Genomic DNA, 13,621 nt, shown 5'->3' with positions numbered 1-13,621 from the left:
GCGTCACACGGACCGGTTGGTGATGCTCTTCGAAAAGTGGGCTCGTCAAAACCTCGATGCGGGCTTCTCCTTGGGACGGGCTGCGACCTTTGTCGGCACGAGCGAGCGGACCTTATCTCGCCGGCTTCACGCGATCTTGGGTCGTTCGCCCCTGGCATACTTCCAAGACCTTCGTGTTGAGCGAGCAACTTATCTGCTGAAAACGACCCAGCTGAGCATTGACGAGATCGCAACACGTACCGGCTACGACAACGGGGCCACGCTCCGCACGCTGTTACGCCGAAAGACTGGCCGCACCGCGCTGGAGATCCGACGCTCAAACCAATTCGGAACGTAGATGCGCAAAGCGCGAACCTAGAACGGAGAACCGTCCTGCGCCCTTAACCCTCTACGACGCCAGTGTCGGCAGGGCGGATTCAAACCTGAAGTGCAACACCTGCGATCGCATAAGGTCCGCAGATGCCAGATGACTTGCATGATTGCCGTGAGGAAAGGCGCTCAATCAAATACTGGCGATCAGTGCCGCCGCCGGCTATCGGACGGTCTGCGGCGCTCCAAGAAGCGGCGCAACGACGCCAGCCAGCTCGGCCACCACCTCTGCAAGCCCCGGCGCCTCCAGGCGGCCCCGCTTGAGGAAGGCCCGCCATTGCCTTTGTTTGGCGCTGTCCGATGCGAATTCTGCCGTCAGCCCTATCGGGAGGGACGGCGGCATGGGTGTGTTCCGCCGCTCGAAGGTTGCGGACACGGCATTTCGCAGTTCGGCCGGATCGAGACGCCCCTCCCGGGCCAAGCTGAGCAGGTCGAAGTAGTCCTTCATCCGGCTGTTGGCCATGCCGAGCACGACGATGGCCTCCAGTTTCTCCGCAAAAACGGTTTCGCGTGGATAAATGCGCAGCGAGGGCGCGGGCAGGTCCTCGAGCAAGGTCGGCAACTCGGCGTCCTCAGGGCCTGGCGTAACCGCATCTCCGAATCCGATATCCCACTGGACCAGGCACGTGGCGGTGCCCAGGCGGGCGCCCAGGTTCACGCGCAGTCCGTCATAGCGGGCCGTCTCGCGGATCTCGCTGACGCCGAGGTCCGAGAGATCGAACACCAGGCCGTCATCGGCCTCTATCGCGCAGAGCTCGCGCACGATGGCTTCGACCCTTGCCGAGTCCGGCGAGCCGAACCCGAGGAAATCCGCGTCACGCGTGGGGCGGTGCTCCTGTTCGAACCAATGCCGGAAAAGCATTGCGCCCTTGAGCAGGAAGTCGTTCCGATGGTGCGATATCGAGAGTCGATACAGGAGTCGCTCGACGGCATAACGGTCGAGTGTGAGTTGGAACTCCTCCCCCGCCTGCTTCGCATGGTTCAGCAGCCGCTGGCGGATCGAATCGATTCGGGCTGGCGAGGGCGCACTCATGCCACCGATTCCAGATAGGGACGCATCACGTTCGCCATCCGAAGCTGGCTCGCAAGCCGCCAGATTTCATCGTTGCTCGTCCGACGCTCGCGCCGCACCTGGGCCAGCGCTTCCAGCGCCACGTCCAGGCCGATCCTGTTGCGGAACTTGAAGCAATCCACGACGGTCCGGGCGACTCCGGTAACCCGGAGCGGCACGCCGTCGCGAACGTGGGTTTCGATTCCGGCCGAGAGGCCGGCACCCGAATACCGAACGACCCGCAGCGAAGGCCAGTCCAGCTTGGGCGCGTGCCGCCCGGCGGCGATACCCAGCCAGACCGAGTGCGGTGCCTGTGTCGTGAGCCCGTGGTAGCGCAGGGCCGTCAGGAGGCAGAAAAAGCCGTCGGGCACCCGGCGCGCGACGATCTGCAGCCCCTCGTCCGCCGACGGCGCCCGACCGGACAGTGAGTAGACGCCACGCGCCAGCCTGACCAGCTCACCCCGTTGCACGAGGCGCGCGATCTGGGTGCCCTCCAGCCCGGCGGCCCGGAGGTCGCGGGCCCGGGCACTACCCTGAGCTTCGAGCAGGTGCTTGGCTTTGGCGTAGGGGTCCATGCCGCAAGAGTGTTCCAATTCGGCTATCAAAGTCAATTATGTGTGTGCTTTTGTAACACCGGGGTTTGCCCCGGAAGGTAGCCTCTACTCAATTACTTGTGCCGCGGAGAGCTTTGAGGCGAGGCGCCAAATGGCCTCAAGCGAACTTCTTGCGGGTCGGGCAGGGCGCGTGCGGAAGCCGGCCAGATCGCTTCGAGTGAAAGGAGACGGTCTGCAATCCATTGCCGTCGCTGGGATTTCACGGCTTCCGAAGCCTGTGACAAATCTGTGCCTTGGCAGTGCCAAGCCCTGTCTGGCCGCCCCGGCCCGACTGAGTGGAGGCGCGAGGCCGCGGCCGAGATCCGTGCGCAGGTCACGGGCGCCTGTGCCGGATAAGATGGCCGGGCCCAGCGGAACTAACCACCGTGACTGAAAAGCGCGTCCAGCGTCGCCTAGCCGCCATCGCCATCGCCGACGTGGTCGGCTATTCGCGGATGATGGGCATCGACGAGGCGGGAACGTTGGCGGCGGTTACTGCGCGGCGAAAGCAAATCATCGAGCCGGTGGTGGCGGCCAACGACGGTCGTATCGTCAAGCTGATGGGCGACGGGTTCTTCGTCGAATTCGCCAGCGCCGTGAATGCGGTCGAAGCGGCGCTCGAGCTGCAGGCGAAAATGGCCGAGGCCAACGCAGGACTATCACCGGACCGGCGCATCGTCCTGCGCATCGGGATCAATCTCGGCGAGGTCATCGTTGAAGACGACGACCTGTTCGGCGATGGCGTCAATGTCGCCGCTCGCCTGGAGAGTTTCGCGCCGGGGGGCGGCATCGCCATCTCGGGCAGCGCCTACGAGCAGGTCAGGAGCCGGGTCAGCGCAGCCATGGAAGACATGGGTGCGCAGACGTTCAAGAACATCGCCGAGCCGGTGCGTGTGTATCGGGTGACGGCCGCGCCAAAAAGTTCCGTCGCGGAATCGCTGCGCCCGGAGGCAGCGAGCGGGAACGTGTCGGAGAAACCCGCCATCGCCGGGATCTCGCGCAAGTCCGGTGGCAAACGCGTGCTCGCGATCGCGGCAGTGTTCACCCTCCTCGCGCTTGGATGGCTCTTGCGCGCACAGTGGCTTCCGGCGCCGCAGACCCTCCCGCAAGCCGCGGCTACGGGCGAGGCCGCCATGCAAGCCAGGGCGGATGTGCGCGCCATCGCAGTGCTGCCGCTGGTCAATGCCAGCAACGATCCGGAACAGCAGTTCTTCTCGGACGGGCTGTCGGAAAACCTGATCGCCTCGCTGGCCCGCTTCGATGGTCTCAGGGTAATCGGCCGCATCTCAGCCTTCCAGTTTCGCGACAGCAAGGACGACAGCGCCACGATTGGCCGAAAGCTCGGGGTGGACTACCTGCTCAATGGCAGCGTCCAGCGCGCCGGCGACCTGGTGCGCATCAACGCATCGCTGACCAACGCCGCCGATGGCAGCACGCTGTGGGCTGAGCGTTACGACCGCCCGTACAAGGACCTGTTCGCGCTGCAGGACGAGATCGCGCAGGCCGTTGCTGGCGCCCTGCATGCCAGGCTGCTTTCGGCGAACGCCGCCGCAAGGCACGACGATCGGCCGCCCAGCGGCAGCATCGACGCCTACAACTCATACCTGCAAGGCTTGAAGTATTGGCACGACGAAGAGTTCGGCAAGGCCGCCGGGCACATGACCCAGGCCGTGACCATTGACCAGGACTATGCCGTGGCATGGGCACACCTGTCCGGGTCCTTGAGCACCTACGCCACGTTCGAGACAGCGGATCCCGAGCTTGCCCGCGAACGCATGCGTGAGTCGCGCCTCGCGGCGGACAAGGCCTTGCGACTGGCGCCCGGGCTGGGACCGGCGCATGCCGCCCGTGCCTACCTGCATTTCTACGAGTTCGACCAGCAGAGCGCGTTGGCCGAGTGCCGCCGTGCCGTGCAGCTGGCGCCCGACGATGGAACGGTCCTCAATGGTTGCGGCTATACGCTGGCCGGGATGGGAAAACTGCGGGAGGCGCTCCACCTGAGGGAGCGACTCCTTTCGATCGAGCCGTTGTACACCATCAACTATTTCCAGTACGCGGAATTGCTGATGGCGACCGGGCGGCTGGACGATGCGGAGAAATACCTTCGTACGGGCGAGGCCCTGGCGGGACAGCCCCAGCCTGGCCGGCACATGGTGCTTGCCTTGCTGCGTGGCGATGCCAGCGCCGCGCTCGGGATCGCCATGCAAGCGGCGCCCGATGACCGCGGCCTGTACAAGGCGCTGGCCGCCCAGATCGGGCCTGACCGCGCCGCGGCGGATGCCGCGCTGGCCAAGTTCATGAGGGAACGCAACGACTGCACGGGCTGCACGTCGCGTGATGTCGTAGCACTTCATGCACTCAACGGTGATGTCGGCCCCACCGTGCAATGGCTGGAGCGTGATTGGGCGCAGCACCGCGGCACCGCCCTTTTCATCCTTTCAGACCCCTTCGTCCTGCGCTTCCGGGATAACCCGCGATTCATCGCCTTCTGCAAGAAGATCGGCCTTGCGCCGCCAGGCGAAAGCGAGGCCATGAGCATCGACCAGATCAGGGCGCTGGCGTCGGGCCATCCGGCGGAACGGGGCTGAGCCGGGGTCCCGACACGGGATCAGGGCGTTGGTTATCAATTCTCATCGCGCGTCAACAGCCGGCGCCTCCACGCCATACCCCTCCCGCTCCAGCACCCGCAGGTAGCTGCGCTCGCCCACCACTCGGGACATCGGCAACACCGCGAAACTCTCGGCGTGCGCGGCCAGCGCGGCCCTGGCCTCGGCCAGCCAGGTGGCTTCGACGCGTGCGGGCAGGTCGGCCAGTCCGCGGCTTTGGGCCAGGCCGGTCTGCAGCAGTGCGTCGAGACAGGCCTGGCCGTTGTCGGTGTAGGGCAGGTCCAGCAGCATCGCCACCTCGCCCATGGCCCAGGCGTTCGCACGGGTCGCCAGGGTTTCGAGGTCGTTCTCGACCTGGTCGAGCGTCAGCCGGAAGCATGCGAGGTCATCCACCGCACTGCGGCTGAACTCCTTCAGCGCAGCCCGGGCATTGTCGAACTGCAAGGTCACCGTCGGCTCCCGCACCGGCACGTCGCTGCGTCTCGCCGCCCGTTTCACTTCCCGCCCCACCACGTCGCGCCAGGACAGGTCGTGGCGGTCGAAGGCTTCTTCGCGCAGCTCCATGGCAGCGGCAATCGGGCGGCGCTTTTCGACGCCGCGGTCACGGCCCATGTAACGCGCCTTGAGCACCTGCCAGCGCGCATGGTCCGGCGGCGGCAACACGTCCTGCAGCGTCTGCCCGTCCGGGTTGTTACGCGCGCGCAGGGCCGAGGGCAGCAGGAACATGCCGCCAAGGACGCCACCCCTGGTCTTGAAGCTGACCTTCGGCGCCATCAGCACGACGCCGGAGGCCGCGATGCGCTCCCTGACTTCGTCAGCACTCCACTCCATGCGCTTGGGCAGGGGTGCAACGGTGCCGAGCACCCAAAGCACGTAGCCGTCGCGCGAAACCTTCCAGAGCCCGGGACCCGGCTGGTTGCCGCTGACGACCAGGGTATCCAGGACCGGCAGCCCGCCGTCACCCGGCTCTGGCTCCGGCGTTTCCCTCGGGGGCCGGTCCGCGAACCCCGGCGTAGCCGACGGCCCGGCCAGGGCGGGAAGGGCGGCCAGCAGCAAGGCCAGCGGCACGATGCGGATCCAGGTGCGGGTCATGGACATGGCGATAGTGTGCCAGCCCCCGGGTGATGACCTTGCCTGGCAAGGCGCCGCCTGAAGCAGGCGGCGCTCCGGCCCGGTGGTGTTACTCGGTGATGTTGAAGCTGCCGGTCTCGCAGATGTCCTCGGCCTGGACGATGGTTTCGGAACCGTCGTCGAACACGAAACGCAGGTCGTACTCGCACTGGGTGCGGCCGTCGGCGATGGTGATCTCCACGCTCTCGCCCGAGCCCAGGACGTCGTCGCCCAGGATGTCTTCTTCCCACTCGCCCACGTCGGCCGGCGACGCATAGAACTCAGCCAGCACGCTTTCGGTGTCGTTGGTGAGGGTGAAATCCAGGTCTTCCGCGAGCGCCGGGGCGCTGGCCAGGGCCAGGGCAAGGCCGAGGCCCAGGGGTGTGGCCAGGATCGACTTCATCGAATGCATACAGTGTCTTCCGCTGAGACCCCGACGTCCGGGGAGGCTGCACATTAGCAGGTGGCGATGATTCCGCCGTGCGGCCGGGAGGGGGCCCGCTCATCCGCCCCCTTGTCCACGGCTGGCACGACCGGGGGCAGCGCTGCGTTTTTTACATCACCCTCACCGCGATCGCCCCTGCGGGAGGGCCATGACCCCCCAAAAGGAAGCCGCCATGCACAACCGATTTTCCCTGTTGATCGCACTTTCCCTGACCGCCCCCGCCGCGATGGCGGCCAACGGCGACTGGACCGGCTGGCACGTTGGTGGCCACGCCGGCCATGCCAGCGGCGATTCCCGTGCCGACGTCAGCCTCGGCGGCGAATGGTCGATCGAAAGCCAGGCGCTGCGCGACGACGTGGTCGCCGGCTGGTCCACGGACCTCGAGCCGGACGGCAGCGCCTTCGGCCTGGTGTTCGGCTACGACCACCAGTTCGCCAGCGGCTTCGTGCTCGGCGCCGAACTCGATTACGCCTCGCTGGACATCAGCGACAGCCGTGCGACCGGACCGGTGCCGGCGCCCTCCGCGCCCGCGCTCAGCTACGACTACGGCAACAGCATCGGGCTCGACGACAAGTGGTCCCTGCGCGCGCGCTTCGGCTTCGCCAGCGGCCGCCACCTGTTCTTCGCCAGCGCCGGCTGGGCGCAGGTGGACGTCACGGCCAGCGCGTCGGTGGCCAGCAATGGCGGTTACCTCAAGCTGGGCCAGCAAAGCGACACCGTCGATGGCGTCGAGTGGGGTCTGGGTTACGCCTACGACTTCGGCAACCAGTGGTCGCTCCGTGGCGAGTACCTGATGACCGATCTCGACGACCTGCGCTACGACACCGGCTATCTGCCGGGCAGCAGCTTCACTTCGCCGCCCTACCTGGAATCGGTGCGCCAGGACATCGACTTCGACACCTTCCGCCTCGTGCTGGACTACCGCTTCTGAAGCGGCGCCGGGGTCAGCCCTTGCCGGCCCCGGCGTTCCCGTTCGCCCTGGCGGTGCTTTCGCAGCCGAGGAAGCGCGAACCCTGCAGCCAGTCGGGGTCCGGGTAATAGGCGAATACCAGCTGGCCCTGCTTGAGCGTGTCGATGACGTCGCGCGCCACTTCAGGGCGCACCGCAGGGCAGCCGTAGCTTCGACCCAGCCGGCCCTGTGCCACCGCGGCCAGCGGGTTCACGTAGGGCGCGCCGTGCATGACGATCAGCCGCTCGCGCGCGGCGTCGTTGACGCCCGGCTCCAGCCCGTCCATGCGCATCGAATAGCCGTTGCCGCCGTGATAGGTCTCGGCGGTGCGGAACAGCCCCAGGCTCGACTGATGGCTGCCTTCGCGATTGGAAAAATCGGTCGCGACGTTGCCGCCGCTTCCCTGGCCATGGGCCACGTGTTCGGCGAACAGAAGCCGGGCCTGTTCGAGGTCGAACACCCACAGGCGCGGCTCGGTGGACGGCCGTGAATAGTCGATCACCGCCAGCCGGCGGGCCGCGGGCGCACTGGCCAGCGCGCATTCGCGCGCCTGCAGTGCCAGCGCCAGTACCCGGGCGTCGGCCTCGGGTGCCTGGGCCTGCAGCTTTTCCAGCAGCGTCGGCGCGGCCAGCGCCGGACCGGCGGCCAGCAGGGCGGCGCAGGACAGGGTTCGCAGGAAGGCCATCAGGAGGTCTCCACGGTCATTGCCCCTCAGCATGGGGGCTGCCGGGCTGGATTTCATCCCCTGCCTCCAGCACGGTCAGGGCCGGAGCCCTGCGCAGGGGCTCGTCGGTCACCACCAGCGTGGCCCCGGGCACCAGCAGGTCGTAGACCCGGGCCAGGAAGCGGGGGTCGGCGTCCAGGCCGGCCGGGCCCAGGACGCTGGCGGGGTCGTCACCGCCGTCGCCCAGCACCCGCAGCCAGCGGCGGCGCGGGCGCTCGGGCAGGGATGGGCCCGCGTCTGGCTGCAGGCCTTCGAGCATCAGGTAGGCGCGCGTGCCCGCCGGAACCGGGCCCGGCAAACGCACCGGCGCGCGGCCCAGCTCGACGCCCTCGCGCATCACCACCATCTCCCGGTCGGCCAGGCTCAGCACCACGGTCACCTGGCCGGGCGGGGCCAGGCCGGGCTGCCAGCTGAACCCGGCGTCGGCCGGCACCGGCAGCGCCAGGTCGGTTGCGCGCGTGCCCACCTTCTGCGGCAGCGGCGTCGCCGGGAACAGGCTCGGGTCGGCCAGCATCGGCACGCGCGCCGGATCGTCGGTGATCACCACGGTCATGCCGCGGGCGGTGACCTCGTAAAGTTTTTCCGCGAATGCTTCGGGCAGTCGGATGCAGCCGTGCGAAGCCGGGTAACCCGGGATGCGGCCGGCGTGCAGCGCGATGCCGTCCCAGGTCAGGCGCTGCATGAACGGCATCGGCGCGTCGTCATACAGGTTCGAGTAGTGCTCGCGCTTTTTCTGCAGCACGCTGAACACGCCGGTCGGCGTTTCATGCCCCGGCTTGCCGGTGCTGGCGGTGGTGACGCCGATGCGCACGCCGTTGCGGTACACGTAGGCGCGCTGCTCGGGAAGGCTGACCAGCACCAGCACCGGGCCCACCGGCGCCAGCTCGGGGGTCCACAGGTATTCGCCGGGCAACAGGCGCAGCGACGGGCCCGCCGCCACGGTGAGCGCCGCCCAGGACAGGGCCAGGCACACCGTCAGGCATCGGGCGACATGCCAACGCATCAGGCCAGCCAGTCCTGCAGCTCGCCGATCGGGCGCGGCTTGCCGAAGTGGTAGCCCTGGAACTGGCGGCAGCCGATTTCCTGCAGGACATCGCGTTGGGCCGGGTCCTCGACGCCTTCGGCCAGCACTTCCAGGCCCAGGCTGTGGCCCAGCGAGATGATGGTGCGCACGATCGCCATGTCGTTCGGATCCACCAGCAGGTCGCGCACGAAGCTGGTGTCGATCTTGAGCATGTCCAGCGGCAGCCGCTTGACGTAGTTGAGCGCCGAATAACCCGTGCCGAAATCATCGAGCGCGATGCGCACGCCGCCGGCGCGCAGCCTCCCGAGGCGGGCGATGGCCTGGTCGATGTCGTCGACCAGCTCGCTTTCGGTCAGCTCCAGCTCAAGCCGGCCCGGCGGCAGGCCCGATTCGGCCAGCGCGGCCAGCACGCCGTCGACGAATTCGGGGCGATGCAGCTGGCGTGCACTGACGTTGACGGCGATGCGCAGGCCCGCGGTTTCCGGACGCGCCGCCAGCACCTGCAGCTGGGCGATGGCCTGGCGCAGCACCCAGTCGCCCAGCGGCAGGATCAGACCGGAGGCTTCGGCCAGCGGGATGAAGCTGCCCGGCGGCACCAGGCCACGCCGCGGGTGCTGCCAGCGCACCAATGCTTCCAGGCCGAGCAGCTTGCCGTCGCCGTCGACCTGGGGCTGGTAGTGCAGCAGGAACTCGCCGCGGTCGAGTCCGTCGCGAAGATCCGCCTCCAGCGAAGCACGCGCCGCGGCAGCCTCCTGCATCTGCGCCATGAAATGGCGCATCCGGTTGCCGCCGACGGCCTTGGCCTCGGACAGGGCCAGGTCGGCGTGGCGCAGCACTTCATCGGCGCTGGCACCCACGCCGCCAAACACCGTAGCGCCCAGGCTGGCCGTGCCGTGGTATCGCTGTCCGGCCACGTCGCCCGGCACGCTGACGGCTTCCAGCACCCGCTGCCCCAGCGCGGTCGCCAGCTTCTGAGCCGCTGCCGGCGACGGCGGCAGCCCGTCGGCGAGCAGGCCGAATTCGTCGGCGCCGATCCGTGCCAGTGACTGGCCTTCGTCCAGCAGCGGCCGCAGCCGCAGCGTGACCTGGCGAAGCCACTCGTCGCCGGCCTGGTGGCCGCGGGTGTCGTTGAGCTCCTTGAACCGGTCGAGGTTGAGCACCACCAGCACGCCCGCCGAGCCGTCCTTGCGGCTGGCGGCGATCGCTTCGCGCAGCCGTTCGAGGAAATGCCGGCGGTTGGGCAGCTGGGTCAGCGGGTCGTAAAGCGCCAGGCGTTCGATTTCCTGGCGCATCGCGTGCTGGTCGGTGATTTCGGTGGAGATGCCGCACAGCGCATCCACCCGGCCGTCGGCACCCAGCAGCGGGATCTTCACCGACAGGTAGGCGTGTTCGACGCCGCCTTCGGCGCGCGTGCGGTTGATTTCCTGCAGCGTCAGCCGCCGGCCGTCGCGCACCACTTTCAGATCGGTCTCGTGCAGTTCGCGCACGGTAGCCGCGTCGAAGAAATCCTCGTCGGCACGCCCCACCACCTCCTCGGGCGACACGCCGAACAGCTGCGCGACCCGGCGGTTGACGTAGCGATAGCGAAGGTCGGCGCCCTTGATGTAGATGTGCGCGTCGACGCTGTCGAGGATGGTGGTCAGCCGCGCTTCGCTGGCGCGCAGCGAGCGCGTCTTGCGCGCCACCTCCCGGCGCAGCAGCGCGATGCCGGCCAGCGCCAGCAGGATCAGGCCGGCCGCGCCGCCGAACAGCCAGTACGCGTAGCCCGGCAAGCGGGGTTCGATGCCGGGAGCTCCCCACCGCTGCAGCACGCTGAAATATGGCGAGCCCGCCGTGCCCTGCCAGCGGGTCAGGTTCGCGTCGATGGCGCGCAGCAGGTCGGCGTTGGCACCGGGAGCGGTGGCGTAATAAAGCCGCGAGGCGTCGAACAGGATCCCCGTCTCCCCCAGTCCGCGCTCGCTGCCGAAGCGCGAACCGAAGAAATGGTTGGTGGCCATCGCGTCGGCGTCGCCGGCGGCGGTCGCGGCCAGCGCCGCGTCCATCGACTCCATCACCTGCCAGTCCACCCGGAGGCCGAAGTCCCGCGCCGCTTCGGCCAGGTAGGCCTGCTGCACCGATCCGGCGAGCACGGCCACGCGGCGGCCGTCGAGTTCCAGCAGGGAATCAATCCTCAGGCCCGGCCGCGTATAGACCTGGCTCCAGCTGCGCAGGGCCGGCACCTCGTGCATGTCGAAGCGGCGCGCGCGTTCGTCGGTGTGGGCCACGTCGGGCAGCAGGTCCAGTTCGCCGCTGGCGACCATGGCCAGGCAGGACTCCCACTGGCAGGGCACGGCGCGCAGGGTCCAGCCCTCCTCGCGCGCGATCTCCGTAAGCAGGTCGCCGAGGATGCCGCTGGGCTGCTCGTCCTGGCCGAGCTCGAGCTTGGGCGGGTTGTCGTAGACGCCGACCCGGACCTCGCGTGCACCGGTACCGGCCGTGGCCAGCAAAAGGCCTCCGGCGGCAATCAACAGACTGGCGAGGCAGCGTCGGGCCATGGCGGCAGTCTGCCGCAAATCCGCGCAAACGAGGTGACGGGGGATCAGCCGCCCTTGCGGGCGTCGAGGATCAGCCGGGCCATCGCGGCGTCGCCCTTTTCAATCAGCTCGACCGGGGTGAACTGGAAGCCGGTGACCACCATGGCCTCGCCCACGCACCACTCGCGCTGTTCCTTGCTGAAGCTGGCGGCGCCGGCGGCCGCGGCCTGCAGCAGGTCGGGCGTGGGCACGGTGTCCTGGGGTTCGGGCGCGCGTTTGCCCGGCGCCGGACCGCTGCCGGCCTTGCCGGCCTCGGCCTTGAGCCAGGTCACGCGGGCCAGGCCCACCGCCAGCCGGTCGCCGCCGTCCCTGAGCCCGGGGGCGGCGTCGGCCAGGGCGCCGAGCAGCGCGTCACGTTCGACCTCCAGCGCCTGCTGGGCCTTTTCCAGCTGGGCGATGCGCGCTTCGGCCGCCTTGACCATGCCCTCGAGCTGGATGATCTCGTTGGCGGGGTCGGACAGCGATTTCGCGCCGAGCAGGCGCATCACCTTTTCACCCAGGCGGGCGTGGATGGCCGGATCGGAGAACTTCAGGTCGCGCGCGGCGGTCTGCCAGGCCAGGGCGACCTGGCTGACGGTCTGGGTCTTTTCCACGGGCGACGCGTCGCTGGCCTGGGTGGCGGGCGCGGGCGACGGCGCCAGGCTGGCATTGGCCGCCTGCTGGATCGCCAGGTCCAGGCGTTCGCACAGCTCGCTCTTCTGGAAGTCGCGGGCGAGCTTTCGCAGCTCGATGCGGCAGTCGATCAGCAGGGCGCGCAGGTCCTTCATGCGGCCATTCTATGCCGGCCCGGGGCCGGCCGTGCGTCAACGCGACAGCAGGAAGTGCAGCAGGTTGTTCTGGAAGTAAGGATTGACCGACAGCTGGTCGTGGCTCTCGCACAGGAAGAAGCTCTGCGCGAAGGGGTAGCTGTCGTAGGCAGCGCCCATGCCTTCCACGCGGCCCCGGCCCAGCTGCGAGTCGCGGGTGACCAGGCCGTCGCCGGGCTGCATCAGCAGGCGCTCGTAGTCCACGCCTTCGACCTTGTCCTGCACGTCTTCGGGCCGGATCACGAGGCTCTTCACGCCGTCGTCCTGGTCGAGCACGGCGCGACCCGGGGTCAGCGTGCAGTCGCCGCCGAACACCGCGACTTCGACGCCGTTGCTCTGGATCGGTTCGGAGAGGGCCAGGTGCAGCTTGCGGGCGCGCTCAAGGTGGCGGGCAAAGGTGGCGTGCAGCGCGGCGACCTGCAGCGCGCCGGTTTCCGGGCCAAACGCGGCGGCGGCGACGCGCGCCTCGACCTCGGGCGAGAACACGCCCCACTGGTTCCGGCGCCAGGTGTCGACGCTATAAATGTCCAGGTCCAGCCGCTTGCCGTCGGTCCCGTGGATGACCTTCGCGTCGGGATGCGGCAGGGTTTCGAAGGGCGTGGCGAAGGTCGCCAGCACCTCTACGGGCACGGTGCGGAAGGCGATCTTCACGCCTTTCTGCAGGCGCTCGAGGCTCATCACCGAACCCAGGTTCGGCGTGCCCAGCAGCACCATGCGGCGGATGCGGTGCGCGCCCTCGTCCCAGGGCGTGAACTCGTTGCGGTCGAGGATGTCCTGCGGGCCGTAGCGCAGGTAGTAGCTGGCGATCAGGCCACCGTTGCTGTGCGCCAGCACGTCCACCGGCAGGTTCGGGTCGCCGTAGTCGCGGCGGATCTGCTCGACCAGCTCATGGAGCTGGCGGACGGCATGGATGTTTTCCTTGCGCCAGTCGTACAGCAGCACGTAGTAACGGCGACGGTCGTCTTCGCCGCTGACCGGCTGGCCCGGTTCGGCGCGCCGGAAGCGGCCGACGTCCTCGAGCGCCTTGATCAGCGCCTCGTAATAGTCGGTGCGGGCCACGCCGTAGAACAGGTCGCCGGGAACGAGGCCACCGCCGCGCTGTTCGACGTCGCGCACGCGCGCCAGTTCGCGGTAGTCGCTGAAGGCCAGCGCGCCCAGGCCACCCGGCCAGTACTCCTTGCCGGTGTCGCGTTCGACCAGGGTCGAACCCATCAGGCCGTGGATCAGGATGACCGGCGGCTGGGCCTGGTTGCGGGTGTCTTCTTCGTAAAGGCGCGCCAGGTCCGGGCGCGTGGGCGCGCCGCTGCAGCCCGCCAGCACGAGGCTGGCGAGCAGCAGCCAGGGCAGCCGTCGCAGGAAGGTATTCATGAG

Annotated in this window: 12 protein-coding genes; 3 read left to right on the top strand and 9 right to left on the bottom strand. The window is 68.5% G+C overall.

Annotated features, from left to right (window positions below; translation table 11 throughout):
- On the top strand, positions 1–337 hold a 337-nt coding region (locus ACE3TE_RS10695), incomplete at its 5' end, for a helix-turn-helix domain-containing protein (RefSeq protein ID WP_374604810.1).
- A gap of 195 nt (positions 338–532) precedes the next feature.
- Here the strand turns inward: ACE3TE_RS10695 and ACE3TE_RS10690 are convergent.
- Positions 533–1,402 (bottom strand): nucleotidyl transferase AbiEii/AbiGii toxin family protein, encoded by an 870-nt coding sequence (locus ACE3TE_RS10690; RefSeq protein ID WP_374604808.1) that lies wholly within the window; start codon positions 1,400–1,402, stop codon positions 533–535.
- Positions 1,399–1,995 carry a type IV toxin-antitoxin system AbiEi family antitoxin domain-containing protein gene (locus tag ACE3TE_RS10685; RefSeq protein WP_374604806.1) on the bottom strand — a complete coding sequence of 199 codons (597 nt, stop codon included), beginning with the start codon at positions 1,993–1,995 and terminating at the stop codon, positions 1,399–1,401. The genes ACE3TE_RS10690 and ACE3TE_RS10685 overlap by 4 nt, the downstream gene beginning before the upstream one ends.
- 404 nt (positions 1,996–2,399) lie before the next feature.
- Here ACE3TE_RS10685 and ACE3TE_RS10680 point away from each other — a divergent pair, with 404 nt between their 5' ends.
- Positions 2,400–4,601, top strand: a complete 2,202-nt coding sequence (locus ACE3TE_RS10680; RefSeq protein ID WP_374604804.1) for an adenylate/guanylate cyclase domain-containing protein — start codon at positions 2,400–2,402, stop codon at positions 4,599–4,601.
- Between the two features lie 42 nt (positions 4,602–4,643).
- On the opposite strand, the gene ACE3TE_RS10675 is transcribed toward ACE3TE_RS10680, so the two are convergent.
- Together ACE3TE_RS10675 and ACE3TE_RS10670 are read right to left on the bottom strand one after the other, a co-directional pair.
- On the bottom strand, positions 4,644–5,717 hold the full coding sequence (locus ACE3TE_RS10675; RefSeq protein WP_374604802.1) for a TraB/GumN family protein: 1,074 nt from the start codon (positions 5,715–5,717) through the stop codon (positions 4,644–4,646).
- A gap of 82 nt (positions 5,718–5,799) precedes the next feature.
- Positions 5,800–6,141 carry a hypothetical protein gene (locus ACE3TE_RS10670; RefSeq protein WP_374604800.1) on the bottom strand — a complete coding sequence of 114 codons (342 nt, stop codon included), beginning with the start codon at positions 6,139–6,141 and terminating at the stop codon, positions 5,800–5,802.
- 181 nt (positions 6,142–6,322) lie between these two features.
- On the opposite strand from ACE3TE_RS10670, the gene ACE3TE_RS10665 reads away from it, so the two are divergent.
- Complete coding sequence (locus ACE3TE_RS10665) at positions 6,323–7,105, top strand: outer membrane protein (protein ID WP_374604798.1); 783 nt, start codon at positions 6,323–6,325, stop codon at positions 7,103–7,105.
- A gap of 13 nt (positions 7,106–7,118) precedes the next feature.
- On the opposite strand, the gene ACE3TE_RS10660 is transcribed toward ACE3TE_RS10665, so the two are convergent.
- From ACE3TE_RS10660 to ACE3TE_RS10640, 5 genes are read right to left on the bottom strand one after another with little or no spacing between them, the layout of a single operon-like run.
- Positions 7,119–7,808: a murein L,D-transpeptidase catalytic domain family protein gene (locus ACE3TE_RS10660; RefSeq protein ID WP_374604795.1), complete on the bottom strand. Its 690-nt coding sequence runs from the start codon at positions 7,806–7,808 to the stop codon at positions 7,119–7,121.
- Positions 7,809–7,824: 16 nt separating this feature from the next.
- Positions 7,825–8,850 carry a L,D-transpeptidase gene (locus tag ACE3TE_RS10655; protein WP_374604793.1) on the bottom strand — a complete coding sequence of 342 codons (1,026 nt, stop codon included), beginning with the start codon at positions 8,848–8,850 and terminating at the stop codon, positions 7,825–7,827.
- Positions 8,850–11,405 carry an EAL domain-containing protein gene (locus tag ACE3TE_RS10650; protein ID WP_374604791.1) on the bottom strand — a complete coding sequence of 852 codons (2,556 nt, stop codon included), beginning with the start codon at positions 11,403–11,405 and terminating at the stop codon, positions 8,850–8,852. The genes ACE3TE_RS10655 and ACE3TE_RS10650 overlap by 1 nt, the downstream gene beginning before the upstream one ends.
- 44 nt (positions 11,406–11,449) lie before the next feature.
- On the bottom strand, positions 11,450–12,211 hold the full coding sequence (locus ACE3TE_RS10645; RefSeq protein ID WP_374604789.1) for a hypothetical protein: 762 nt from the start codon (positions 12,209–12,211) through the stop codon (positions 11,450–11,452).
- A gap of 36 nt (positions 12,212–12,247) precedes the next feature.
- A complete protein-coding gene (locus ACE3TE_RS10640) occupies positions 12,248–13,618 on the bottom strand; it encodes a hypothetical protein (RefSeq protein ID WP_374604788.1) in 1,371 nt (456 codons plus the stop codon).
- Between the last annotated feature and the right edge of the window lie 3 nt (positions 13,619–13,621).

It is taken from the genome of Arenimonas sp. (assembly GCF_041919775.1).
Lineage (GTDB): Bacteria > Pseudomonadota > Gammaproteobacteria > Xanthomonadales > Xanthomonadaceae > Arenimonas.
This window is presented reverse-complemented; position numbering and strand designations above follow the sequence as displayed.

Coding starts and splice junctions, on each gene's coding strand:
- ACE3TE_RS10660 (WP_374604795.1), bottom strand. CDS start 7,808: ATGGCCTTCCTGCGAACCCTGTCCTGCGCCGCCCTGCTGGCCGCCGGT.
- ACE3TE_RS10640 (WP_374604788.1), bottom strand. CDS start 13,618: ATGAATACCTTCCTGCGACGGCTGCCCTGGCTGCTGCTCGCCAGCCTC.
- ACE3TE_RS10650 (WP_374604791.1), bottom strand. CDS start 11,405: ATGGCCCGACGCTGCCTCGCCAGTCTGTTGATTGCCGCCGGAGGCCTT.
- ACE3TE_RS10685 (WP_374604806.1), bottom strand. CDS start 1,995: ATGGACCCCTACGCCAAAGCCAAGCACCTGCTCGAAGCTCAGGGTAGT.
- ACE3TE_RS10675 (WP_374604802.1), bottom strand. CDS start 5,717: ATGTCCATGACCCGCACCTGGATCCGCATCGTGCCGCTGGCCTTGCTG.
- ACE3TE_RS10665 (WP_374604798.1), top strand. CDS start 6,323: ATGACCCCCCAAAAGGAAGCCGCCATGCACAACCGATTTTCCCTGTTG.
- ACE3TE_RS10670 (WP_374604800.1), bottom strand. CDS start 6,141: ATGCATTCGATGAAGTCGATCCTGGCCACACCCCTGGGCCTCGGCCTT.
- ACE3TE_RS10645 (WP_374604789.1), bottom strand. CDS start 12,211: ATGAAGGACCTGCGCGCCCTGCTGATCGACTGCCGCATCGAGCTGCGA.
- ACE3TE_RS10655 (WP_374604793.1), bottom strand. CDS start 8,850: ATGCGTTGGCATGTCGCCCGATGCCTGACGGTGTGCCTGGCCCTGTCC.
- ACE3TE_RS10690 (WP_374604808.1), bottom strand. CDS start 1,402: ATGAGTGCGCCCTCGCCAGCCCGAATCGATTCGATCCGCCAGCGGCTG.